The sequence below is a fragment of the bacterium genome (genome assembly GCA_040754625.1).
Lineage (GTDB): Bacteria > JACRDZ01 > JAQUKH01 > JAQUKH01 > JAQUKH01 > JAQUKH01.
In genome coordinates this window covers 19,442-41,235 of record JBFMCF010000040.1, presented here as the reverse complement: position 1 = coordinate 41,235, position 21,794 = coordinate 19,442, and the positions used below count along the sequence as shown (strand labels likewise).

The window sequence follows — 21,794 nt, the reverse complement described above, 5'->3', positions numbered from 1 at the left end:
GGCTGGGAATAAAGATCCCTAATCGTCCGGTTTTTATACAAAATGTAGTGCAGAATTTGAGGGGGTAAAACCCGCAACCCCTTGAAAAATAAGAAGCTTGATTTTAAAACTGCGGAACTTAGGCTAGCATACTTCTGCAAATATTTTATCACCGGTTCCTGTTATTCTTACCGTGACAATCTGGTTCTTTATTTCTTCCGGCCCGTTTATATAAAGCCTCAGGTAATTATCAGAGAGCCCTATACACCTTTTCGTTTTATTATCTCTCCGGTTCTCAATAAAGGCCTGGAGGGTCTTATTCAAAAATTTCCCCGCGTATAAATCTTTTTTTTCTTTATTTAACACCGCAAGCCGCATCGCTCTTTCTTTTTTTATTTTTTCCGCAACCTGATTGTCAAATGACTCTGCTATTGTACCCGGCCTTTGTGAATACCTGAAAATATGAAGATACGCAAAAGGGATTTTCTTGACAAGTTCAAATGTGTTATTAAATTCTTTATCTCCCTCTCCCGGGAACCCGGCAATAATATCTGTTCCTAAATTCAAATCCGGCACTTTTTCGAACAAGGCGTCAATCAAGCAGAGGTAATATCTCACGCGGTATTTTCTTCTCATCGCTTCAAGAATTTTATCATCACCGCTTTGGAGCGGCAGATGAAGATGGGGGCATATCCTTGGGTCTTTTATGATATCTAACAATTCTTTGTCAAATTCCTGCGGCTCAATTGAACTTAACCTTATACGGCCTAATCCCGGAATAGCTATTAATTTTTTTAAAAGACCGGCTAAATTTGTTTCCGGGAAAAAATCCCTGCCATAGGCGCCTATATTGACCCCGCTGATTACAATTTCCTTATACCCGCGGTTTATAAATATTTTTGCCTGTTCCAAAATTTCATCCTCTTTCTGGCTTTGACTTTTCCCGCGGACTTGAGGCACAATACAATAAGAACATGAGACATCACATCCATCCTGGATTTTTATAAACGCACGGCTGTGTTCAAAAAACGTTTTAAAGGAAGGAAAAAAAACTGTGTTTTCTTTTCCAGAAAAAGTTTTTGAGGGAGCATCTTTTTGTAATTTATATACATAATCGGCTATTTTTGTCTTTTGTTTATTATTAAGTATCAGATCGACAGAAAGAGGATCAATCAATGACGCACAACACCCGGTTATTATTATTTTTGCGCGGGGATTGATCCGTTTTGCCTTTTTAATAAATTTCCGGGTATCAAGCTCGGCTTTTTTTGTCACAGAACAGGAATTCACAACATAAAAATCCGCGCAAGAAAAAAAAGGGGCAATTTCAAAACCGTTTTCTCTCAACAACTCCGACATGGCGGAAGTTTCATACTGGTTCAATTTGCATCCCACAGTAGTTAAAGCTATCTTCATCCCTAACCTAATTTTTTATTATAAAATCTAAGGAAGGCGTCGACCACATTTTTATCGAATTGAGTGCCCGCGGACTCTTTTAATCTTTCAATTGCAACATCAACAGATAACGCCTTACGATACGGCCGGTCCGTTGTCATAGAATCAAACGCGTCAGCCACGGTCAATATACGCGCATGTATTGATATCTCTTCCCCTGCAAGGCCGTCCGGATACCCTTTCCCGTCATATCTTTCATGATGATTTCGTATAATCGAACGTTCCTTCGCCAGAAAATGTATCGGTTCGATAATACTTTCAGCCATAAGAGGATGTTTTTCAATAACTTTCCATTCCCCTTCGGAGAGCGGGTTTTTCTTATTTAAAATCTGTTCGCTTATCCCGATTTTCCCTATGTCGTGTAAAATACCCGCGGACTCTATCAATTTAACATCTTCCCCCGGAAGCCGCATTTCCTTTGCAATTTCCTTCGCGTAATAAGTCACCCTTTCTGAATGGCCGTGGCTGTAATGGTCTTTCGCTTCCAATGTCAAAGCCAGCGACTTAATAATCTCAAAATAATTATGCTGCATCCCTTCATAAAGATTGGCGTTCTCGATCGCGATAGCCGCGTGCGACGCGATAGTAGTGACAAAAGAGACATCCTCTTCGGTAAATTTTTTTCTTGAATCCCTGCTGCTCAAGTTAAGGACCCCGGTGGCATTATCACGATATATCAGCGGGACCGCTAAAAGTGAATTGTCTTTATTAAGACCAGGTTTAAATGTTTTAAATCTCGGGTCATCAGTTTCCTTATCAACCACTGCTGTTTTTTTCTCCTTAATGACCCATCCCGCAATTCCTTCTCCTATATTCAGCCTAAAATTATTTAAGGTCTCGGAATTAATGCCGATTGCATATTTTATTGCAAGTGTATTGGTTACAGGGTCCAAAAGCATTACTGCCCCGTGCGTCGCACGGGTCCATTCTATCCCTGACCAAAGAATAGTCTCTAGAACTTCGTTAAGGTCCAATGAGGAACTGATGGCTTTTCCAATTTCATTAATCCGCTTAAGTTCTTCAACTTTTTTGTTTAATTCAAAAGCAGTTTTGTCCACCTGATTATAAAGACCCGAAATTCTTGCGTTCGCTTCCTTGAGGGCGTTGATATGAACCGATAATTCCTGGTTGATGCTTTTAAAATCTTCTTTGTATTGTGGATTACTGTTTATGATTTCAAGTACACTTCTCCGCTTAAAAATACTCAGTAATATAAAAAGCAAAATAAAAAGAAGGATCAAAAAAATAAGCATCCCTGTAGCATAAAACATAGAATTGGGAGCAAATTGATTCATCATTTTTTTTAATTACCCGGAAACGGCTTCTAAAATCTTTTCGAAATCGGGGAAAGACGTTTTTATGCAGGACGTATTTTTGATTACAGTCTCCCCTTTAGCCCCAAGGCCCATTATAGCTAAAGACATTGCCATCCTGTGATCATTGTAACTTTCAAAAACAGATCCTTTGATATCACGATTCCCGCGGATTATCATACCATCAGGCATTTCTTCAATATCCGCGCCTGCTTTTTTTAGTTCGATACTCATTGCTTTAATACGGTCTGTTTCTTTTATTCTTAATTCACCCGCGCCGCGGATAATTGTTTCACCTTCTGCAAAAATCCCGGCTATTGCCAAAACCGGAATCTCGTCTATTACGCGGGGAATAATATCGCCTTCAATAGTCACACCTTTAAGTGAAGCACCTTTTATCCTTATGTCCGCTGTTTCTTCTTCTCCAAATTCTTTTTTCTTCTCCAAAATCTGAATATCCGCACCCATTTTTTCCAGGACCTCGACTATTGCGGAGCGGGTAAAATTTATCCCGGCATCTTTAATCACAAGGTCCGAACCCTGCAGTATACTTGCCCCAACCATGAAAAATGCCGCGGAAGAAATATCCCCGGGAATTTTCACCCTTTTTGCCTCTAAGCCGATGTTCCCCGTTATTTTTATTTTCAGCCCTTTAGTTTCAATCCCCGCGCCGAAATATTTAAGCATCAATTCTGTATGATTGCGCGAAGGGACTTTCTCCGTGACCTCTGTGTCCCCGTCTGTTAAAAGCCCCGCCAGAAGTATGGCGGATTTTACCTGCGCTGAGGCCATGGGCATAACATAACTTATCGGGTACAGTTTTTTTCCTATAACCGCAAGCGGAGCATAAGAATTATTTACCCTTCCAAAAATCCCGGCACCCATTTCCGAAAGGGGTTTAATCACTCTCTCCATCGGCCTTTTTTTTATCGATTCATCCCCTGTTAAAACCGAATAGAAATTCTGGCCGGAAAGCAGCCCGCACAAAAGCCTGATTGTTGTTCCTGAATTACCAACATCGAGAATATCATCTGGTTCTCTTAACCCAAAAAGGCCGTTTCCCCGGATAAATAATTTTTTATCTTTTTTTTCCGCGCTTATCCCCAGCTTCCGGAAAATATTCAGCGTGTTTAAACAATCATCTCCCTCGAGAAAATTTTCTATCTCCGATACTCCCCTGGCAATTGAACCAATTATAACAGCACGGTGAGATATGGATTTATCCCCCGGGACCCGTATCAATCCTTTAAGCGATTTAACAGGTTTAATGCGTAATTGTTCCATTTGATATGGTCTCCCTCAGTTTCTTTGCCCTGTCAAATTCGATAAATAAAGTTTCCCAGTCCTGTTTTTGCAACAGCTTTTTTATTGCCGCAATATTCCCCGTCATTTCATCGCATTCATAAATAAGATTTTCCCTGTTAGTCTTACAAATATCAACCCATACCTCCGGCGACCCTGCGGAAATCCTTGTGGTATCCTTAAAACCATTCCCGATAAGAAATCTCACCAGCGGTTTTTCGTTCTCCAGAGGTCCTAAAAGCTTAACTAAGCTGACAGCGGTAATATGCGGGAGATGACTTGTAAAAGCCAGTATCTTGTCATGTTCCGACGGGGACATCTTTATTATCCGTGTCCCAATGCCTGTCATTAAATCTTTTACAATTTTTACGGCCTTTTTTTCAGTCTGGGGGACAGGTGTTAAAACACAAATAGTATTTTTAAACAAATCTGCATTAGCGTATTTGACCCCTGTTTTTTCTGACCCGGCTATCGGGTGAGCACCGACAAAATTCCTGCCGAGCAGTCCTGTAAGCAAACCGGTAACTCCCAGTTTGGTACTTCCGACATCAAATATAACAGCATTTTCTTTAAGAAAAGGCTTTATTTCTTCGGCAATCTTCGGGCAGGTCATTACAGGCACAGCTAAAACAACAATATCCGCGTCTTTTACGCCATTCGAAAAACTAGTATTAATTTCATCAACCGCCCCGCATTTTTTCGCATATTTCAGTTTTTGCATATTTCTGCCGATTCCAGTGACCCTGTATTTTTTTAGTCTTTTAAACGCCAATCCTAAAGAAGCCCCTATTAATCCTACTCCGATTATAGATATAGTTTTACCATAATTTTTAATTTTGAATTTTGAATTTTGGGTTTTTATCATATTTCCCTGTTTACAGCACTTGCAACCGGTTTTAAGTCTTCAAGCATTTTGGAAAATTTTTCAGGTAATAAAGACTGTTCGCCGTCCGAATAAGCGTCTTCGGGGCTTGGATGCACCTCGATTAGAAGCCCGTCCGCTCCGACTGCGACAGCGGCACGTGAAAGAGGATTGACCCACTTCCAGTGGCCGGTTCCATGGCTGGGGTCAACAATAACCGGGAGATGGGTCAAACTTTTTAATACAGGAACACATGATAAATCCAGTGTATTTCTGGTGGCCCGTTCAAAAGTCCTTATCCCGCGTTCGCACAGCATAACAGCGAGATTCCCCTGTGAAAGAATATATTCTGCCGACATAAGAAATTCTTCAACAGTCGACATCATGCCCCGTTTTAAAATAACCGGTGTTTTTGTTTTTCCTATCTCTTTGAGGAGTTCGAAATTTTGCATATTTCTCGCGCCTATCTGGATTATATCGGCATAACGCACCACAACTTCTATCTGGCGGGCGTCCATAACTTCGGTTATAATAGGAAGTCCGGTTATTTTTTTTGCCTGGGCTAAAAACTTTAATCCCTGCTCTCCTAATCCCTGGAAACTATACGGGGATGTCCTCGGCTTAAAAGCCCCTCCCCGCAGTATTGTTGCTCCCGCTTTTTTAACTGCCTTTGCCGTTTCTATCAAAAGATCTTCAGTTTCTACCGAACACGGCCCTGCGCCGACAATAATTTTTTTCCCTCCGATAACAACACCATTTACTGAAATAGTTGTATTTTCTTTTTTATATTCGCGGCTGGCAATCTTATATGGTTTCAAAATCGGCATGACCTGCTCAACACCCGGTATGGCTTCCAGCGGCTGGGCGCGAAGGACATCCTCTTCTCCGATGGCCCCGATGACCGTCCTTTCAACCCCGCGTGAAATAACAGGTTTCATTCCCCATTTTTCTAATTTTTCACAAATATGTTTTATCTGTTCCTCAGTAATATCTTTCCGTAAAACAAGGACCATATTAACCTCCATTTAAATAACACAATATTTTACTATTTTATAATATTTTAATAAAGCTGGCAAGAAAATTCAGGTCTCCTGCAAAAACAATTATCTTATTTTCGCATCAGGGTAGGAACCCAGTATTTTTAGAAAATTGCATTGATCATGTACTTTTGAAAGGCATAAAGATGCTTTTTCCTCGTCTTTATGTCCCTGAAAATCTACAAAAAATATATAATCCCATGCTTTTTTTCTGGACGGTCTTGATTCAATTTTGGTGAGATTAATCTTATACCTGGCAAATGGAGCAAGAATACTGTGCAGTGCACCGACCTTGTCTTTTACAGAAAAAACTATAGAGGTTTTATCGTGGCCTGTTTTTTCGCAGCAAGAATCTTTTATTACTAAAAACCGTGTAAAATTATGAGGATAATCTTCGATATTTCCGGCAATAGTTTTTAAGCCATACATTTGCCCGGCCAACTCGCTTGCTATAGCCGCCGACCAGTTATTTTTCTGGGCCATCAAAGCGGCCTGGGTGGTGCTCACTGTTTCTATAAGCGGGACACCCGGCAAATTATTTTCCAGCCAATTTCTTGATTGCGCATAGGGCTGCGGATGAGAAAAAATCTTTTTAATGCTTTTCATTGGGAAATTCGATAGAAGATTAAGCGACACTTCCAGCAATATTTCCCCGTAAATTTTAAGATTTGATTCAACAAACATGTCTAAAGTGTAATTTATGACCCCTTCAATTGAATTCTCAATAGGAACAACTCCGTAATCCACCCGCTTCCGTTCCACCTCTTCAAAAACATCTTTTATAGTTTTAACAGGCACATAATTTACCGATTGGCCGAATTTCTTCAGGGCCGCGAGATGGGAAAACGTTGCCTCCGGACCCATATAAGCTACCTTTATAGGTCTTTCAAGAAAACGCGTTGCTGACATTAATTCCCGGTAAACCGCAGTTAACCCGGCATCAGGAAACGGCCCTTTATTAAGTTTTACAATTCTTTCAATAATTTCATTTTCCCTGTTCGGCGCATATGTATCCATTCCTTTGGATTTTTTTATTGACCCTATCTTCAGGGCATAATCAGTCCTTTTGTTCACTAATTCCAAAATTTCCGAATCAATCAAATCGATCTTTTTTCTTAAATCTTTTAATTCCATAGCTGTTACTATAAAACGTTTTTAGTATTTTGTCAACCCGATTTTACTATTTATAACAAATCCTTTCTATAATAAAATTTATGTTGTATAATATTATCTAAAAAATAAGGAGCTCCAGATAATGGCGCAAAATTCAGGCACACAAAAAAATGATATTTTGGAAATCAGCGGCAAGAAATTTATGTCGAGGCTTCTGGTCGGCACAGGGAAATATTCCAATTTCAAAATAATGGCACAGGCACTGAAAAAATCAGGCGCGGAAATTGTCACTGTTGCTGTCCGCCGCGTGAACCTTACTGATAAAACCCAGGAATCACTGCTTGATTATATTGATATTAAAAAATATACGATTTTACCTAATACCGCCGGATGTTTTAATGTTGATGAAGCGGTCCGCACGGCGCGCCTCGGGAGGGAAGCCGGGCTATCCGAGATGGTTAAACTTGAAGTAATCGGCGACCAAAAAACACTTTTTCCCGATACATCGCGTTTAATCGAGGCGACAAAAATCCTTGTTAAAGAAGGCTTTATTGTTATGCCTTACACAAATGACGATATTATTGCCGCGCAAAAATTAGCCGATGCGGGCGCCGCCTGCATTATGCCCCTGGCCTCGCCAATCGGCTCAGGGCAGGGAATTCTCAACCGGAATAATATTATCATTATGCGCGAGCATATAAAAATTCCTATCATTGTAGATGCAGGCGTGGGGACTGCGTCAGATGCCGCAATTACAATGGAATTAGGTGTCGACGGTATTTTAATGAACACGGCAATCGCGGGAGCGAAAGATCCTGTTTTAATGGCTGAAGCAATGAAACAGGCGGTTGAGGCGGGCCGCAAGGCGTTTCTTGCGGGAAGAATACCAAAAAAACTGTATGCGAACGCGTCAAGCCCGATGGAAGGAAAAATAAATTAACAATATGTTTCCAGAAAATTATTTTAATAAACCAAGGATTTGCCTGGTTACAGACAGAAAAATATCAAGATATCCTTTAATAGACGCGGTCAAAGAGGCAGCCGGCGCGGGCATCGATATTGTTCAACTGCGGGAGAAAGATTTGCCGGCAAAAGAATATTTTCAGCTTGCCCGTCAAATTAAAATTGTTTGTGAACGAAATTCTGTATTTTTTTTTATAAATGACCGTATTGATATTGCGCTGGCTGTTGAAGCAGACGGGGTCCATCTCGGGTGGCAGTCTTTGCCTTTTCATATAGCAAGGCACCTCATGGGCAAAGAAAAAATTATTGGCATTTCGACACATTCCAAAAATGAAGCTGTTTCCGCCATGGAGAAAGGCGCCGATTATATTACGCTTGGCCCCATTTTCCATACTGCTTCAAAAGAGGGCTTGATAGAACCACTCGGCTGCGATAATTTTTCTGATATTAGAAAATCTATCCGGCTGCCGGTTTTCGCCATCGGCGGCATAAAAGAAAATAACGCTGAAGAAGTGGTCAAAGCCGGGGCGGATGGAATAGCGGTTATTTCTGGAATATTGCAAGCGGAAAATATCAAAGAAACAGTAGAGAAATTAGCTGCACAATGAAACAAAAAAACATTCTTCCAGTTGTTTTAACAATTGCCGGTTCGGATTCCGGCGGCGGCGCGGGCATCCAGGCCGATTTAAAAACATTCACAGCTCTTGGTGTCTACGGATCTAGCGTCATTACAGCCGTTACCGCCCAAAACACTCTAAAAGTGAGTTCTGTTTATCCTCTTCCCGCAAAAATAGTCCATGAACAGCTTGATACGGTCATATCCGACATTAAACCGGATTTTATAAAAATAGGAATGCTTTCCAATAGTGAAACAATCGAGACGGTCACAAATATAATTAAAAAATATAAATTTAAAAATGTTATTCTCGACCCTGTAATGGTTTCCAAAAGCGGAAACCGTCTCATGGAAAAAGCCGCGATAAATGTTTTAAAAGAAAAATTAATCCCGCAGGCTTTTCTGATTACACCCAATACCGCCGAGGCCGAAATTCTCACAGGCATAAAAATAAATAATTTTGAATTAATAATAAAAGCCTCTGAAAAATTAGTAAAAACAGGTGCTAAAAATGTTTTGATTAAAGGCGGCCACTTGAGAAACAATACTTGCAGGGATTTTTTATTAACAGGCAATAAATATATCGTTTTTTCCCGCAAAAGAATCAAGACAAAAAATACCCATGGGACAGGATGCACATATTCTTCCGCTATCGCCGCTTACCTTGCAAAAGGAGAAAAATTAGAAACCGCGGTCCAAAAGGCCCGCGATTACCTGCACATGGCGATAAAAAATTCCATGCAATTGGGAAAAGGCCGCGGCCCTGTTAATCATTTTGTCTTAATGCAAAGACAGGAAGAAGTTCTTTTAATGCGTGAAGAACTGAAAGCGGCAGTCAAAAAAATAAATACCGCACAAACAGCCGGGTTGATTCCCGAGGTGCAATCAAACCTGGCCTATGCTTTTAAAAATGCGGACAATTTAAACGAAGTGCTTGGGTTCCCGGGACGAATAATCCGTTTTAAAGACGAATTAAAAATTTTAGCTCCGCCGGAACCAGGCGCCTCAAAACACACAGGGAAAGTTGTTCTGACGGCGATGAAACATAATCCTTCTTTCCGGGCGGCCATGAATGTAAAATTCTCTGATAAAATAATAAATATCTGCAAAAAATTAAAATTTAAAACAGCTGAATTCAACCGCAGAAAAGAACCGCCGGAAACAAAATTCAAAGACGGCTGCACTATCGAATGGGGGACAGATTTCGCAATTAAAAAAATTAAAAATATCCCGGACATCATTTTTGACCGCGGCGCAGACGGCAAAGAACCAATGATTCGTGTGCTCGGCAGGAATCCGGACGATGTCGCAAATAAAATTATAAAAATCACTAAATATATTGATGCAGGGGCTTGATTTATCAAGCCCCAGGGTTCGAATGAACCAAACCCCTGCAATTAATCAACAGGAGCAGCCATAAATGACTTTAAGAGAAAAAGCTAACAATAAAATCATTACACAGGAAATAATCAAACTTTCGAGAATCGAAAAAATCAGTCCTGAAGAAATACGTAAAAAAATTGCTGAAGGAAAAATCGCCGTCCCGCGTAACAAAAAGCGGAAAATAAAAATCTGCGGCATCGGGGAAGGACTGCGCACAAAGGTCAATGCCAACATCGGCACATCTCCACTTGCTTTCAGCCTTAAAAATGAAATTAAAAAACTGGAAATTGCAATTGATGCAGGCACAGATACAATTATGGACCTTAGCTGCGGCGGGAATGTGGATAAAATAAGAAAAAAATTGCTCTCTCTCTGTCCCATCCCGTTTGGAACAGTGCCAATTTACCAGGCCGCCCAGGAAACAACTAAAAAAGGAAAAAATATCACAGATATCCCTGTGGAATTATTTTTCGATGTTATAGAAAAACAAGCTGAAGACGGTGTCGATTTTATGACGATACATTGCGGTGTAACACGGTACGTCCTTGAAAAACTTAAGCAAAAAAAACGAATCACAGGAATCGTCAGCCGCGGGGGGGCCATTATCGCATCATGGATGAAACAAAATAGAAAAGAAAACCCTTTTTTTGAAAATTTTGAACGTTTATTAAAAATCGCCAAAAAATATGATTTAACATTGAGCCTGGGCGACGGTTTAAGACCCGGCTGCATCGCTGACGCCTCCGATCCCGGTCAAATTGAGGAATTAAAAACGTTAGGTAAACTCTGCCAAAAAGCATGGAATGACGGTGTACAAATCATAATTGAAGGACCCGGCCATGTTCCCATCCATCAGATCAAAAGAAATGTCGAATTAGAAAAGAAATATACAAAAGGAGCGCCTTTTTACTGCCTTGGGCCTTTAGTTACGGATGTCGCACCCGGTTATGACCATATTACTTCAAGCATCGGAGCCGCACTTGCCGCAAGCTATGGTGTAGATTTTATTTGCTATGTTACCCCTGCTGAACATTTAAAATTGCCGTCAGTAAATGATGTAAAGGAAGGGGTAATTGCAAGCCGTATTGCCGGCCATGCCGCAGACATTGCGAAAGGAATTCCTCTGGCATCAGTCTGGGATAAAAAAATGGCAATTGCCCGAAAGAATCTTTCATGGAAAAAACAAATGCAGATGGCTATCGACCCGAAAAAGGCAGAATTTATTCATTCATTATCAAATGTAGCAAACGGGAAAGAATGTTCGATGTGCGGAGAATTTTGTGCAATGAAGGTTAAAATATAAAAAACCCCCATATCAAACATGAGAAACTTTTACCCACTTTCATCACTGTATTATTGTGAAAATGGACTTTAAATTGCTTGATATGGAGGTTATTTTAAATTGCTTAATAATATAAAAATCAGCAAGGATGAATATAAGAACTAGCTACAATTTTTGGTGAAAAGTATTTTATCTTTTTCTCCATTTAGTCCTCCTTCCTTTCACAGGTAGTCAGTTTCTTGAAAAAATTTTTATCTAAAATAATATACTTTATTCAAATAAAAAAGTTTCATTACTTATATAATTTTATTACTAATTGGGAAATTTGTCAATTTTTTTCTTTTTGAACCAGTCTACTGTTTTCTTAAGGCCTTCTTCAAAAGAAACTCTAGGATACCAGCCAAGTTCCCTGCCCGCGAGTTTGCTGTCTATAAATATCCTGTTTATTTCACCAAGCCTCGCCTTCGCATATACAGCTTTTTCGGCAAAATTAATTATTTTCTGAAGCAAAGCGTAAATCTGGTTTACAGAAATCCCTCTTCCCGCACCAATATTATAAAAACCTTTATCTCCTCTTGACAAGGCTAAAACATTGGCCTCAATAATATCCCCGACATAAATATAGTCTCTCAGTTGTTCGCCGTCCCCGTAGATGACAGGGACTTCTCCTTTCAGCATTTTTTCTATAAAAATCGCGTTAACCCCGGCTTCACCATGGGGGTTCTGCCTCGGACCATACACATTTGGATACCGCAGCACAGTAAAATTTAAACCATAAATATAATTATATAAAAAAAGATAATGTTCTACGGTATGCTTTGAAACACCATAATGGCTGATAGGATTAATAGGATGTTTTTCATCCGCCGGAAGATATTCAGGTTCACCGTACACCGCTCCTCCGGTAGAAATATAGATTATTTTTTTAACATTATATTTCCGGCAATTTTCAAGGATATTCAGGGACCCTGAAATATTAACATCCGCGTCATATAGAGGATTTTCAAGTGATTTTCGCACATCCATCTGTGCGGCATGATGACTGACAAAATCCGGTTTTTCTTTCGCAAACATTTCATCAATTTTTTTCTTATTCCGGATATCAACTTTATAAAATTTTGCTTTTTTATTGATGTTTTTACGGAAGCCTGTGGAGAGATTATCAATTACAACTACTTCATATCCCTCTTCAATTAAACGATCTGCTAAGTTTGAGCCTATGAATCCGGCCCCGCCGGTGACAAGGATTTTTGGCATAGAATTTTATTTTTTGAATTAGTTTTACTTTATGAAAATCGATAATCGAAATTTGACCGCAATCGAAAAAATATTCTGATTTTCAAATTTCGATTTTCGATTGCTCTACAAATCCACCCAGGTGGATTTGTTATGGCGTCCCCAACCGGATTTGAACCGGTGCCGTTGCCTTGAAAGGGCAATGTCCTAGGCCACTAGACGATGGGGACACCTGAATAAATTCAAAAATCAAAATGAAAAATTTAAAATACAATTTTGAATTTTATATTTTGAATTTAAAATTTTAAATTCCATAAATTTTCGCTTTACGCGAAAATTTATGGTGAGCCATGTTGGAATCGAACCAACGACACCCTACTTAAAAGGCAGGTGCTCTACCTACTGAGCTAATGGCCCACAACATAGTTTTAACTTTAAAGTTACTCCGCCGTAGGCGAATCTGCCTTTGGCATGAAAGTGTTAAGTTTTAAAAAAAATATATGATACTACAAGTTTTAATCTTTGTCAATACTTTGTTCGCGGCCTTCGCCTACAGAAATAAGTGAAACTTTTACTCCGACCAATTCCTCAATTTTTTTTATGTATTTTTTGGTATTGTCCGGCAGTTCATTGTAATACTTTCTCCCTGATAAACTCTCTTCCCATCCGGGCAGTTCTTCATAAACAGGTTTACACAGGGAAAGAACACCCATCTGGCCTGGAAATTCCTTTAGAATTTTATTTTTATAACGGTAACCTGTACAGACCTTTATTGTTTTTAATTTATCCAAGATATCCAGTTTTGTAAGACAAATTTCGTTTATACCATTGATCCTCACTGCATAGCGGACAACTACTGCGTCAAACCAGCCGCAGCGCCTGGGCCTTCCGGTAGTTGCTCCAAATTCCTTGCCTTCATCACGCATTTTTTCCTGCATCCCTAACGGAAATTCTGTAAGCATCGGCCCCTCACCTACCCTGGTCGTATAAGCCTTGGACACACCCATTATCCTGTCGATTCTCCGAGGATCAATCCCCAATCCTGTAAATAAGCCGCCGATAGTCGCATTAGAGGAAGTCACATAAGGATATGTCCCCCAGTCAATATCAAGCATGGTTCCCTGGGCGCCTTCAAACAGAATATTTTTACCCTCATTTATGAAATTGTTCAATAATAAAGAAATGTCACAGGCTATTTCTTTAATTCGTTTTGCGTATTCAAGATATTCTTTTAAAATTTTTTTCTTGTTGAACCCGGGATGACGATACATTTTTCTCAATAAGAAATTTTTCATCCGGAGATTAAAATCCAACCGCTCTATAAACACACTCTCATCGAACAAATCACCTATACGGATACCAATACGCGCGTATTTATCAGTATAAGCCGGGCCGATACCCAATCCTGTTGTCCCGATTTTTTTACCCTTTTTTGCTGTTTCAGTTAAAACATCTATTGCCTGGTGATAAGGCATAATCACATGGGCTGATTCGCTTACAAAAATCCTGCCCTTAAGATTAATACCCCTTCTTGTAAGCATATCAATTTCATTAAATAAGGCCTTCGGATCAATTACAGCCCCGCTTCCAATAAGGCAAATTCTGCCAGGATGCATAATCCCCGATGGTATAAGATGCAGGATATATTTCTCTCCTTTTATAACCACAGTATGCCCCGCGTTATGGCCGCCCTGGTAACGAACCACACAATCTGCCTCTTCCGTAAGCAAATCAACTATCTTGCCTTTTCCTTCATCACCCCACTGGGTACCGATTACTACTGTATTCACCCCGCTCTTCCTCCTATAGTTACCGTTTAAACTTATTATTCCCCCTGCTCCTCTTTCTTTATCCCCAGGAAGAGCGGGGTTCATAATTTCTCCACCACCCCTATACGCAGAAAAAAACTCTGAGTTATATACCCAGAGTTTCTAAATCTGATAATATACTATCTTTTTATATTTGTCAAGACATCTACAAAATAACAAGTTTTGTTTTAGTAATCCCTTCCACCTGTTCAATCTTTTTTAAAACTATCGCGGGGATATTTTCATCAACATTAAATACAGCGATTGCCTGGCCGCCGTTTTGGGTCCGGGCATACCGCATACCGGCAATATTAATTGCTTTTTCACCCAGGATTGTGCCGATTTTTCCAATCACGCCGGGTTTATCAATATTAAAACAAACAAACATATATTTTGAAAATGTCGCATCAATAATAAAGTCATCAATTTTAACAAGCCTCGGTTCACCCCTGGAAATCAGAGAACCGGAAGCTTTCATTGTCTTTTTATCTGTAGTAACTTTAACAGAAATTAAATTCGTAAAGGAAGTTTCTTCACTGCTCTTACTCTCAACAATTCTAATCCCGCGTTCTTGCGCAATTACCGGAGCATTAACTAAGTTAATAGTCTCGGAAAGCATCGGTTTTAAAAGACCTATTAAAACCGAAAGCGTAATTGGTGTTAAGTCATAACAAGTGATTTCGCCGCTATACTCAACATAAACTTCCTCAATATGGCCTTCATTTACCTGTGAAATGAACTTTCCTATCTTTTCCGCCAAATCAATATGAGGCCTGAGTTTATTTAATATCTCAGGTTCCAGCGTAGGAATATTTACGGCGTTCCGGATCATTTTTCCGTTAAAGGCATCGACCATTTGCTCGGCAATCTGGATTGCCACGTTTAACTGCGCTTCTTCTGTCGATGCGCCCAGATGCGGTGTAACCAATATCTGTGGCAAGGATAACACCGGGCTGTTAAAGGGCGGTTCCTCTTCAAAAACATCTAACGCGGCGCTCGCCACTTTCCCATTCTTAATCGCTTCACATAAAGCTTTTTCATCAACAACACCGCCGCGCGCGCAATTAATTATCCTGACACCTTTCTTCATAACATCAAACTCTTTGGAACCCAGCAAATATTTTGTCTCTGAAGTTAAAGGGATATGAAGTGAAATATAATCCGCCTGGGGTAATAATTCCTTAACACTCATCAACGTAATCCCCAAATTCTTTGCTTTATCCTGTGAAAGAACAGGGTCATATCCGATAACCTGCATACCCATACCCTGCGCCCTTTTAGCCACCTCACGGCCTATACGGCCTAAACCTATGATTGCCAATGTCTTTTTATAGACTTCGCTCCCTGTAAATTTTTTTCTTTCCCATTGTTTATTTTTTAACGATGCGTCTGCCGCGGAAATATTTCTCGACATTGATAAAAGCAATGTAATTGTATGTTCCGCCGCGGAAATGGTATTCCCGCCCGGCGTGTTCATTACAACAATACCTTTTTTAGTCGCGGCATCAACATCAACATTGTCCACCCCGACACCGGCCCTGCCGATAACTTTCAAATTCGAGGCTTCAGAAATAATGTCTTTTGTCACCCTGGTTTCACTGCGCACAATCAAACCTTCATATGCCCCGATAATCTTTTTGATTTCCTCAGGAGGCAGTTTTAACTTTACATCAACTTCAAGATTTTTGTTATTTTTAAGAATTTTTATCCCTTCTTCGGATATCGGGTCTGTAACTAAGATTTTCGCCATCGTTTTCTCCTGTAATATTTGTTCAAGCCGTTTAAACGGTTCAAACAGTTTAAGCAGATTAAACCATTAGAATCTTTTGCGCCGCACCTGTCCCTTTCCCCAATTCAAGTTTGTATCCCATTTCAAAAAGCACCATCTCAATCGCGGAAATCGCGATTACTATATCAAACACATCCATATACCCAAGATGGGCTATTCTGAATATTTTACCTTTTACATGGTCCTGGCCGCCGATTATCGTAACATCGTATTTGCTCTTCAATTTTTTGATAAATACACCGCAGTCAATTCCCGCCGGGACCTTTACAGGTGTTACGGCATTGCTCGGGGCATCAGGCGCAAAAAGTTCCAAACCCATTGCCTTAGCCGCCTCACGGACAGCCTTTCCCATTTTTTCGTGCCTTTTAACCACATTATCCAGGCCCTCTTCCAGGATCATCGACAAAGACTTATTTAAGCCGATAACAAGAGAAATTGCCGAGGTGAAAGGTGTTTCCCCGTCTTCCAGAGATTTTTTAGCCTTTTTTAAACTATAATAAAATTTAGGCAGTTTAGATTTTTCAGCCATTTTCCACGCCTTCCTGCTTACTGAAATAAACGCCAGGCCGGGAGGCAGCATTAAAGCTTTTTGAGAACCTGTTACAGCAATATCAACATGCCAGTCATCTGTATGGAATTCTTCAGCACCAAGCCCGCTGATAGCATCAACAACAAGTATCGCGTCTGTATCTTTAACTATGTTCCCAACAGCCTTGATATCCGTCCTCGCGCCGGTAGAAGTTTCAACCAGGGTTGTAAAAACAGCCTTTATGGCTTTATTATCCTGTAAATGTTTTTTAATATCATCCGGATTGACCGCCTTGCCCCATTCCACATCCATATAAATAACATTCACGCCGTAAGCTTCCGCTATTTTTCCCCATCTCTCTCCAAATTTTCCGCCCTTTATCACAAGAACGGTGTCTCCGGCTGAAAGGGTATTTACTACCGCCGCTTCCATCGCGCCGGTGCCTGACGAAGTTAAAACATAAACTTCCTGTTTTGTCCTGAAAACAGCCTTTAATGATTCATTTACTTTCTTGAAAAGTTCGACATAAACCGGTGTCCGGTGATGAATTATCGGCCTTGCCATTTCCAGAGCGACTTCCGGCGGAACCGCTGTCGGCCCCGGCGTTAATAAATAGTTCTTCTTCATATGCAGCATCTCCTCTGTTAGTTTTGAATATATATTATATAATAGAGATAAATTGATGACAAGTGGAAAAATAAATTAATCTTTTATTATTAATTTTAAAAATTTCCTTTTACCAACTTTCAGCAGGGGTGAATAATTATTCGCCCCTGCCAATTTTCCAATATCAAATTTTTCATCTGTCATTTTTGTCCCGTCAATACTTACCCCGCCCTGCTCGACAAGCCTTCTTGCTTCACTTTTGCTCGAAGCAAGCCCGCTTTTTACCATAATATCAACCAGCAAATTAGTTCCGCTATGGGATATTCTGAATTCCGCAATTTCATCCGGCCGGCCTTTTTTAGCGAATATTTCGTTGAATTCTATCTCAGCCTTGTCCGCTTCTTCTTCCGGATAATAATCGGTTATTATAAGTTTTGCGAGCCTGCTTTTTATAAATTTAGGATTCATCGCGCCTTCTTTCATCTGGTCATTTAATTCATCCAATTCTTCTTGGGGGACATCGGTCAATAATTTGTAATACTTCATCATAAGTTCATCTGAAACAGACATTATCTTTCCGTATATTTCCCTCGGGGGTTCATTTATCCCTATATAATTTCCATAGCTTTTACTCATCTTACGAACACCGTCTGTGCCTTCCAGTAAAGGCAGTGTCAGAACAACCTGCGGTTCCTGTCCATATTCCTTCTGCAGCGCGCGCCCGACAAGTAAATTAAATTTCTGGTCCGTCCCGCCAATTTCAATATCAGCTTTTAATTCCACGGAATCATAGCCCTGCGCCAAAGGATATAAAAATTCATGCACGCTTATCGGCTCTTCTTTTTTATACCTGTTGCAGAAATCATCCCTTTCGAGCATTCTCGCGACTGTATAATGCGAGGCCAGTTTAACAACATCGCTGAAGTTCATTTTGTTTAGCCAGTCACCGTTATAAACAATTTCGATTTTACTTAAATCCAGTATTTTACCTATTTGGCTGACATAAGTTTTCGCGTTTTTCTCCACATCTTCTTTTGACATAGGCGGGCGTGTTACGGACCTTCCGCTTGGATCGCCTATTGTGGCCGTAAAATCACCTATCAAAAAAACAATCTTATGGCCTAAGTCCTGAAATTGTTTTAATTTCCGCAAGACCACAGTATGCCCTAGATGAATGTCCGGCGTTGTCGGATCAGCGCCGAATTTGACCCGCAGGGGCGGGGTATCCCCGCCCCTGCTTTTCTTTAATTTATTAATAAGTTCCTCTTCGGAAATTATTTCTTCAGTGCCGCGTTTAATTATTTCCAGTTGTTTTTTAATGTCCATATTCCCCCAATGTAGGGGCAGGTCTTGACCTGCCCTCCTTCTTGGGCAACCCAAGGGTTGCCCCTGCAATTATTTCCGTTTAAGCATCCTAATAAGCACAATCCCTACCGCAAACCCTCCGATATGCGCGAACCACGCTATACCCTGAGGTTCTCCTACTCCCAAAGATGTAATACCGTTTAAAAATTGAAAAACAATCCAGAATCCTATAACAACTATTGCCGGAATTTTTATAAATTGTATAAAAATAAAAATCGGTACAAGCACTAAAATTTTGGCCCGCGGATAAAGCAAAAGATACGCGCCTAATATCCCGGAAATGGCGCCGCTCGCACCAACAATAGGCACATTTGAGTTAATATTTACAACGGTATGTGTAATTGTAGCCAGGATACCACATGCGAAATAAAAAATCAAAAATTTTGCATGTCCCAGATAATCCTCAATATTATTGCCGAAAATCCAGAGATACAGCATATTCCCCAGAAGATGCATCAGGCTCCCGTGTAAAAATATTGATGTAATAATATTTAGCTGAACAGGAACAGGGCTTTTAACAAGTAAATGCCTGCCCCGCAGAAGTTCAGAAGGTATCAGCCCCATTTTATTGATAAAAATACGCGCATTTTCAATCCCCAGGGACATCTCATAAAAAAAAACAGCGGTATTTAATAAAATCAGTAAAATTGTAAAAAATGGAAATGTTCTTGTCGGATTTTCATCCTTTAAAGGAATCATTATACTCCCAGATAAGCGTCAAGGACACGCGGGTCGGATTTAATTTGAGAAGCGGCTCCCTCGGTTAATTTTGCCCCTTCACTCATAACAATTATCGGATCACACAGGTTCATCACTAAATCCATATCGTGTTCTATCAGTAAAAAAGTTTTGCCTTTTGCGTTCAATTTCTTTATATCTTCGACTAATTTTTTCATTAATGTTTTATTAACTCCCGCGCCCGGCTCATCGAGCAGTATCATTTCAGGGTCCGCCATCATCGTCCTTGCTATTTCAAGAAGTTTCTTCTGCCCGGTGGATAAATTCTCCGCGTATTCATTTTTTAAATGAATCAATTCAACAAATTCCAAAACTTCCAGCGCCTTATTTTTTATTTCTTCTTCCTCCGCTTTCACTCTTTTTGGGTAAAACCATATTCCCCACACATCTTCCCCGTATTGATTATAAGGGATAAGCATCAGATTTTCAAGGACGGTCATTTTCTGAAGTTCACGCGAAATCTGAAATGTCCGCATTAACCGTTTTCTAAAAATCTCATAGGGTTTCAACCCGTCAATCCGCTCCCCGTTAAACCAGATTTCTCCGCTGTCAGCGGTGTAAATACCTGAAATAAGGTTAAAAACCGTACTTTTACCGGCGCCGTTTGGCCCTATTAAACCTGTTATTGTGCCTTTTTTGACCTCAAAACTGCAATTATGCACGGCTTTTATCCCGCCAAAATCCTTTTCCAAATTCCTTACTTTCAACATAATTAATGTAAAATATACCGTATTTTTGATTATCGGTCAAATAAAAACTTATATCATATGGGAAAAATATTTATGTTGACTTTTATAAAAAAATATTACACAATAAATATACGGAATTCTAACTTTAAACTAAAATAAGGAGACAAAATGGTGAGAGCGGCCAAAAATAAATTTGGAGACAAAATAAGGGAACTTAGAGAAAAACAAAATTTAAGCCAGGAAGAACTGGCTAACCGGTTAAATGTGTCTACACCTTATGTTTCGCTTCTTGAACGCGGTTTGCGGAGCCCTTCAATCGAAATACTAAAAGAAATTGAACAAAATCTTGAGGGGTCATTGAAATCACTCCTGAATTTAAAAAATGACGGAATAAAACAGGACAAAAAGAAACAAAAAATACTGAAACTTGTTTATTTTTTAAAAGATAAACCTTCCGAAGACATTGATAAAATATATACTGTCGCAGAAACAGTACTCAAATACGGCTCTAAATAAATTTTATCACATCTATGGGAATAAAAATTATAACAGAAAATTGTATCGCATGCAGCCAGTGTATTGACACCTGTTTGTACGGCGCTATGGAATTGTCCGGTGATAAGGTTAAAATTAATGATAAGTGCCAATTATGCAATGCCTGCCTAAGTGTATGCAATTATGGAGCTATAAAAATAGAAAAAGACATTCCTGATTCTTCTGATGAAGATAAAAATATTCACCGGGGAATCCTGATTTTTGCCGAGCAGCGCGAAGATAAACTCCATAACGTGGCCCTTGAGCTTTTAAACCTTGGGAAGAATTTAAGCATTAAATTAAAAGAAGACCTTTCCGCGGTAATTATCGGGCACCAGCTTAACACCAGGATTAAAGAATTAACTGAATACGGCGCAGATGTTATTTATTTTGCATCTGATATAAAATTGAAAGAATACCGTACGCTTCCTTATACAAAAATAATTTGCGATTTAATTGCAGATATTAAACCGGAAATTGTGCTCATAGGGGCCACTACTATCGGACGCGACCTTGCCCCGCGGATAGCCGCACGGCTTAAAACCGGTTTAACCGCCGACTGCACGGGGATAGACCTGGATTTGGGAAAAAGGCTGCTTTTACAAACAAGGCCGGCTTATGGCGGCAACATCATGGCCACTATTACATGCCCCCGTAGAAGGCCCCAGATGGCTACAGTAAGGCCTCATGTGTTTAAAAAAGCCGAACCTTTCTCCAACAGAAATAGTAAAGTTATCGGGCTTACCCCGGGCGTTACGGAAAATTCCATTTATAATATTATTAAAATAACAAAAGAATTAAAGGAAAATGTCCATCTTGAGGAGAGTGAAATTATTGTGTCCGGCGGAAGAGGCATGAAAAATATGGAAAATTTCTCAATGCTTTTTGAACTTGCAAAGGTGATGGGGGGGACTGTAGGTGCTTCCCGTGCCGCGGTCGACGCGGGCTGGATTTCTTCCTATCACCAGGTCGGACAAACAGGGAAAACAGTGTCCCCAAAGGTTTATATTGCATGCGGGATATCCGGCGCAATCCAGCATCTTGCAGGGATGCAGTCTTCAGATATAATCATTGCCATTAATAAGGACCCAAACGCGCCTATTTTCAATATAGCCACTTATGGAATCGTAGGCGACTTATTTGAAATCGTGCCTCTTCTTATCAAAGAATTTAAAGGCGGATAATTACCCGCCCC

At 40.0% G+C, this 21,794-nt stretch carries 19 protein-coding genes and 2 tRNA genes; 6 read left to right on the top strand and 15 right to left on the bottom strand.

The features are described from left to right. Positions 1-123 precede the first annotated feature (123 nt). From mtaB to pheA, 6 genes are all read right to left on the bottom strand, one after another. Entirely contained in the window at positions 124-1,395 is a 1,272-nt protein-coding gene (gene mtaB, locus AB1498_03305) for a tRNA (N(6)-L-threonylcarbamoyladenosine(37)-C(2))-methylthiotransferase MtaB (GenBank protein MEW6087306.1), read from the bottom strand. A 2-nt stretch (positions 1,396-1,397) separates the two neighbouring features. After that, a complete protein-coding gene (locus AB1498_03300) occupies positions 1,398-2,732 on the bottom strand; it encodes an HD domain-containing phosphohydrolase (protein MEW6087305.1) in 1,335 nt (444 codons plus the stop codon). A 9-nt stretch (positions 2,733-2,741) separates the two neighbouring features. Continuing rightward, positions 2,742-4,031, bottom strand: a complete 1,290-nt coding sequence (aroA, locus tag AB1498_03295; protein ID MEW6087304.1) for a 3-phosphoshikimate 1-carboxyvinyltransferase — start codon at positions 4,029-4,031, stop codon at positions 2,742-2,744. Further along, positions 4,012-4,914 carry a prephenate dehydrogenase gene (locus AB1498_03290; protein ID MEW6087303.1) on the bottom strand — a complete coding sequence of 301 codons (903 nt, stop codon included), beginning with the start codon at positions 4,912-4,914 and terminating at the stop codon, positions 4,012-4,014. The genes aroA and AB1498_03290 overlap by 20 nt, the downstream gene beginning before the upstream one ends. Continuing rightward, positions 4,911-5,924, bottom strand: coding sequence for a 3-deoxy-7-phosphoheptulonate synthase (gene aroF, locus AB1498_03285; protein MEW6087302.1), 1,014 nt, complete (start codon positions 5,922-5,924; stop codon positions 4,911-4,913). The genes AB1498_03290 and aroF overlap by 4 nt, the downstream gene beginning before the upstream one ends. A 90-nt stretch (positions 5,925-6,014) precedes the next feature. Next, positions 6,015-7,082: a prephenate dehydratase gene (gene pheA / locus AB1498_03280; GenBank protein ID MEW6087301.1), complete on the bottom strand. Its 1,068-nt coding sequence runs from the start codon at positions 7,080-7,082 to the stop codon at positions 6,015-6,017. 121 nt (positions 7,083-7,203) lie between these two features. On the opposite strand from pheA, the gene AB1498_03275 reads away from it, so the two are divergent. From AB1498_03275 to thiC, 4 genes are all read left to right on the top strand, one after another. After that, entirely contained in the window at positions 7,204-8,001 is a 798-nt protein-coding gene (locus AB1498_03275; protein ID MEW6087300.1) for a thiazole synthase, read from the top strand. A 4-nt stretch (positions 8,002-8,005) separates the two neighbouring features. Beyond that, positions 8,006-8,632, top strand: coding sequence for a thiamine phosphate synthase (thiE, locus tag AB1498_03270; protein ID MEW6087299.1), 627 nt, complete (start codon positions 8,006-8,008; stop codon positions 8,630-8,632). Continuing rightward, the gene (gene thiD / locus AB1498_03265) at positions 8,629-9,996 is read left to right on the top strand and encodes a bifunctional hydroxymethylpyrimidine kinase/phosphomethylpyrimidine kinase (GenBank protein MEW6087298.1); all 1,368 of its coding nucleotides are present in this window, start codon (positions 8,629-8,631) and stop codon (positions 9,994-9,996) included. The genes thiE and thiD overlap by 4 nt, the downstream gene beginning before the upstream one ends. Positions 9,997-10,060: 64 nt before the next feature. After that, the gene (gene thiC / locus AB1498_03260) at positions 10,061-11,326 is read left to right on the top strand and encodes a phosphomethylpyrimidine synthase ThiC (GenBank protein ID MEW6087297.1); all 1,266 of its coding nucleotides are present in this window, start codon (positions 10,061-10,063) and stop codon (positions 11,324-11,326) included. 291 nt (positions 11,327-11,617) lie between these two features. Here thiC and AB1498_03255 read toward each other — a convergent pair whose 3' ends face one another. The 9 genes from AB1498_03255 to AB1498_03215 form a co-directional block, all read right to left on the bottom strand. Beyond that, positions 11,618-12,562, bottom strand: coding sequence for an SDR family oxidoreductase (locus AB1498_03255; protein MEW6087296.1), 945 nt, complete (start codon positions 12,560-12,562; stop codon positions 11,618-11,620). Positions 12,563-12,695: 133 nt separating this feature from the next. Continuing rightward, a tRNA-Glu gene (locus tag AB1498_03250) sits at positions 12,696-12,771 on the bottom strand. A gap of 111 nt (positions 12,772-12,882) precedes the next feature. After that, positions 12,883-12,958 (bottom strand) — tRNA-Lys (locus AB1498_03245). Between the two features lie 98 nt (positions 12,959-13,056). After that, positions 13,057-14,331, bottom strand: coding sequence for an adenylosuccinate synthase (locus tag AB1498_03240; protein ID MEW6087295.1), 1,275 nt, complete (start codon positions 14,329-14,331; stop codon positions 13,057-13,059). A 184-nt stretch (positions 14,332-14,515) separates the two neighbouring features. Continuing rightward, entirely contained in the window at positions 14,516-16,099 is a 1,584-nt protein-coding gene (gene serA, locus AB1498_03235; protein ID MEW6087294.1) for a phosphoglycerate dehydrogenase, read from the bottom strand. Positions 16,100-16,157: 58 nt separating this feature from the next. Next, positions 16,158-17,294 (bottom strand): alanine--glyoxylate aminotransferase family protein, encoded by a 1,137-nt coding sequence (locus AB1498_03230; GenBank protein MEW6087293.1) that lies wholly within the window; start codon positions 17,292-17,294, stop codon positions 16,158-16,160. Between the two features lie 75 nt (positions 17,295-17,369). Next, a complete protein-coding gene (gene tyrS / locus AB1498_03225) occupies positions 17,370-18,599 on the bottom strand; it encodes a tyrosine--tRNA ligase (protein MEW6087292.1) in 1,230 nt (409 codons plus the stop codon). A gap of 69 nt (positions 18,600-18,668) precedes the next feature. Next, a complete protein-coding gene (locus AB1498_03220) occupies positions 18,669-19,337 on the bottom strand; it encodes a rhomboid family intramembrane serine protease (protein ID MEW6087291.1) in 669 nt (222 codons plus the stop codon). After that, a complete protein-coding gene (locus tag AB1498_03215) occupies positions 19,337-20,086 on the bottom strand; it encodes an ABC transporter ATP-binding protein (GenBank protein ID MEW6087290.1) in 750 nt (249 codons plus the stop codon). Before AB1498_03215 ends, AB1498_03220 begins: the two co-directional genes overlap by 1 nt. Positions 20,087-20,233: 147 nt before the next feature. Between AB1498_03215 and AB1498_03210 the strand changes: the two genes are divergently transcribed. Both AB1498_03210 and AB1498_03205 read left to right on the top strand, forming a co-directional pair. Then, a complete protein-coding gene (locus tag AB1498_03210) occupies positions 20,234-20,581 on the top strand; it encodes a helix-turn-helix transcriptional regulator (GenBank protein ID MEW6087289.1) in 348 nt (115 codons plus the stop codon). A gap of 14 nt (positions 20,582-20,595) precedes the next feature. Continuing rightward, entirely contained in the window at positions 20,596-21,783 is a 1,188-nt protein-coding gene (locus tag AB1498_03205; GenBank protein ID MEW6087288.1) for an FAD-binding protein, read from the top strand. The last annotated feature ends 11 nt before the right edge of the window (positions 21,784-21,794 follow it).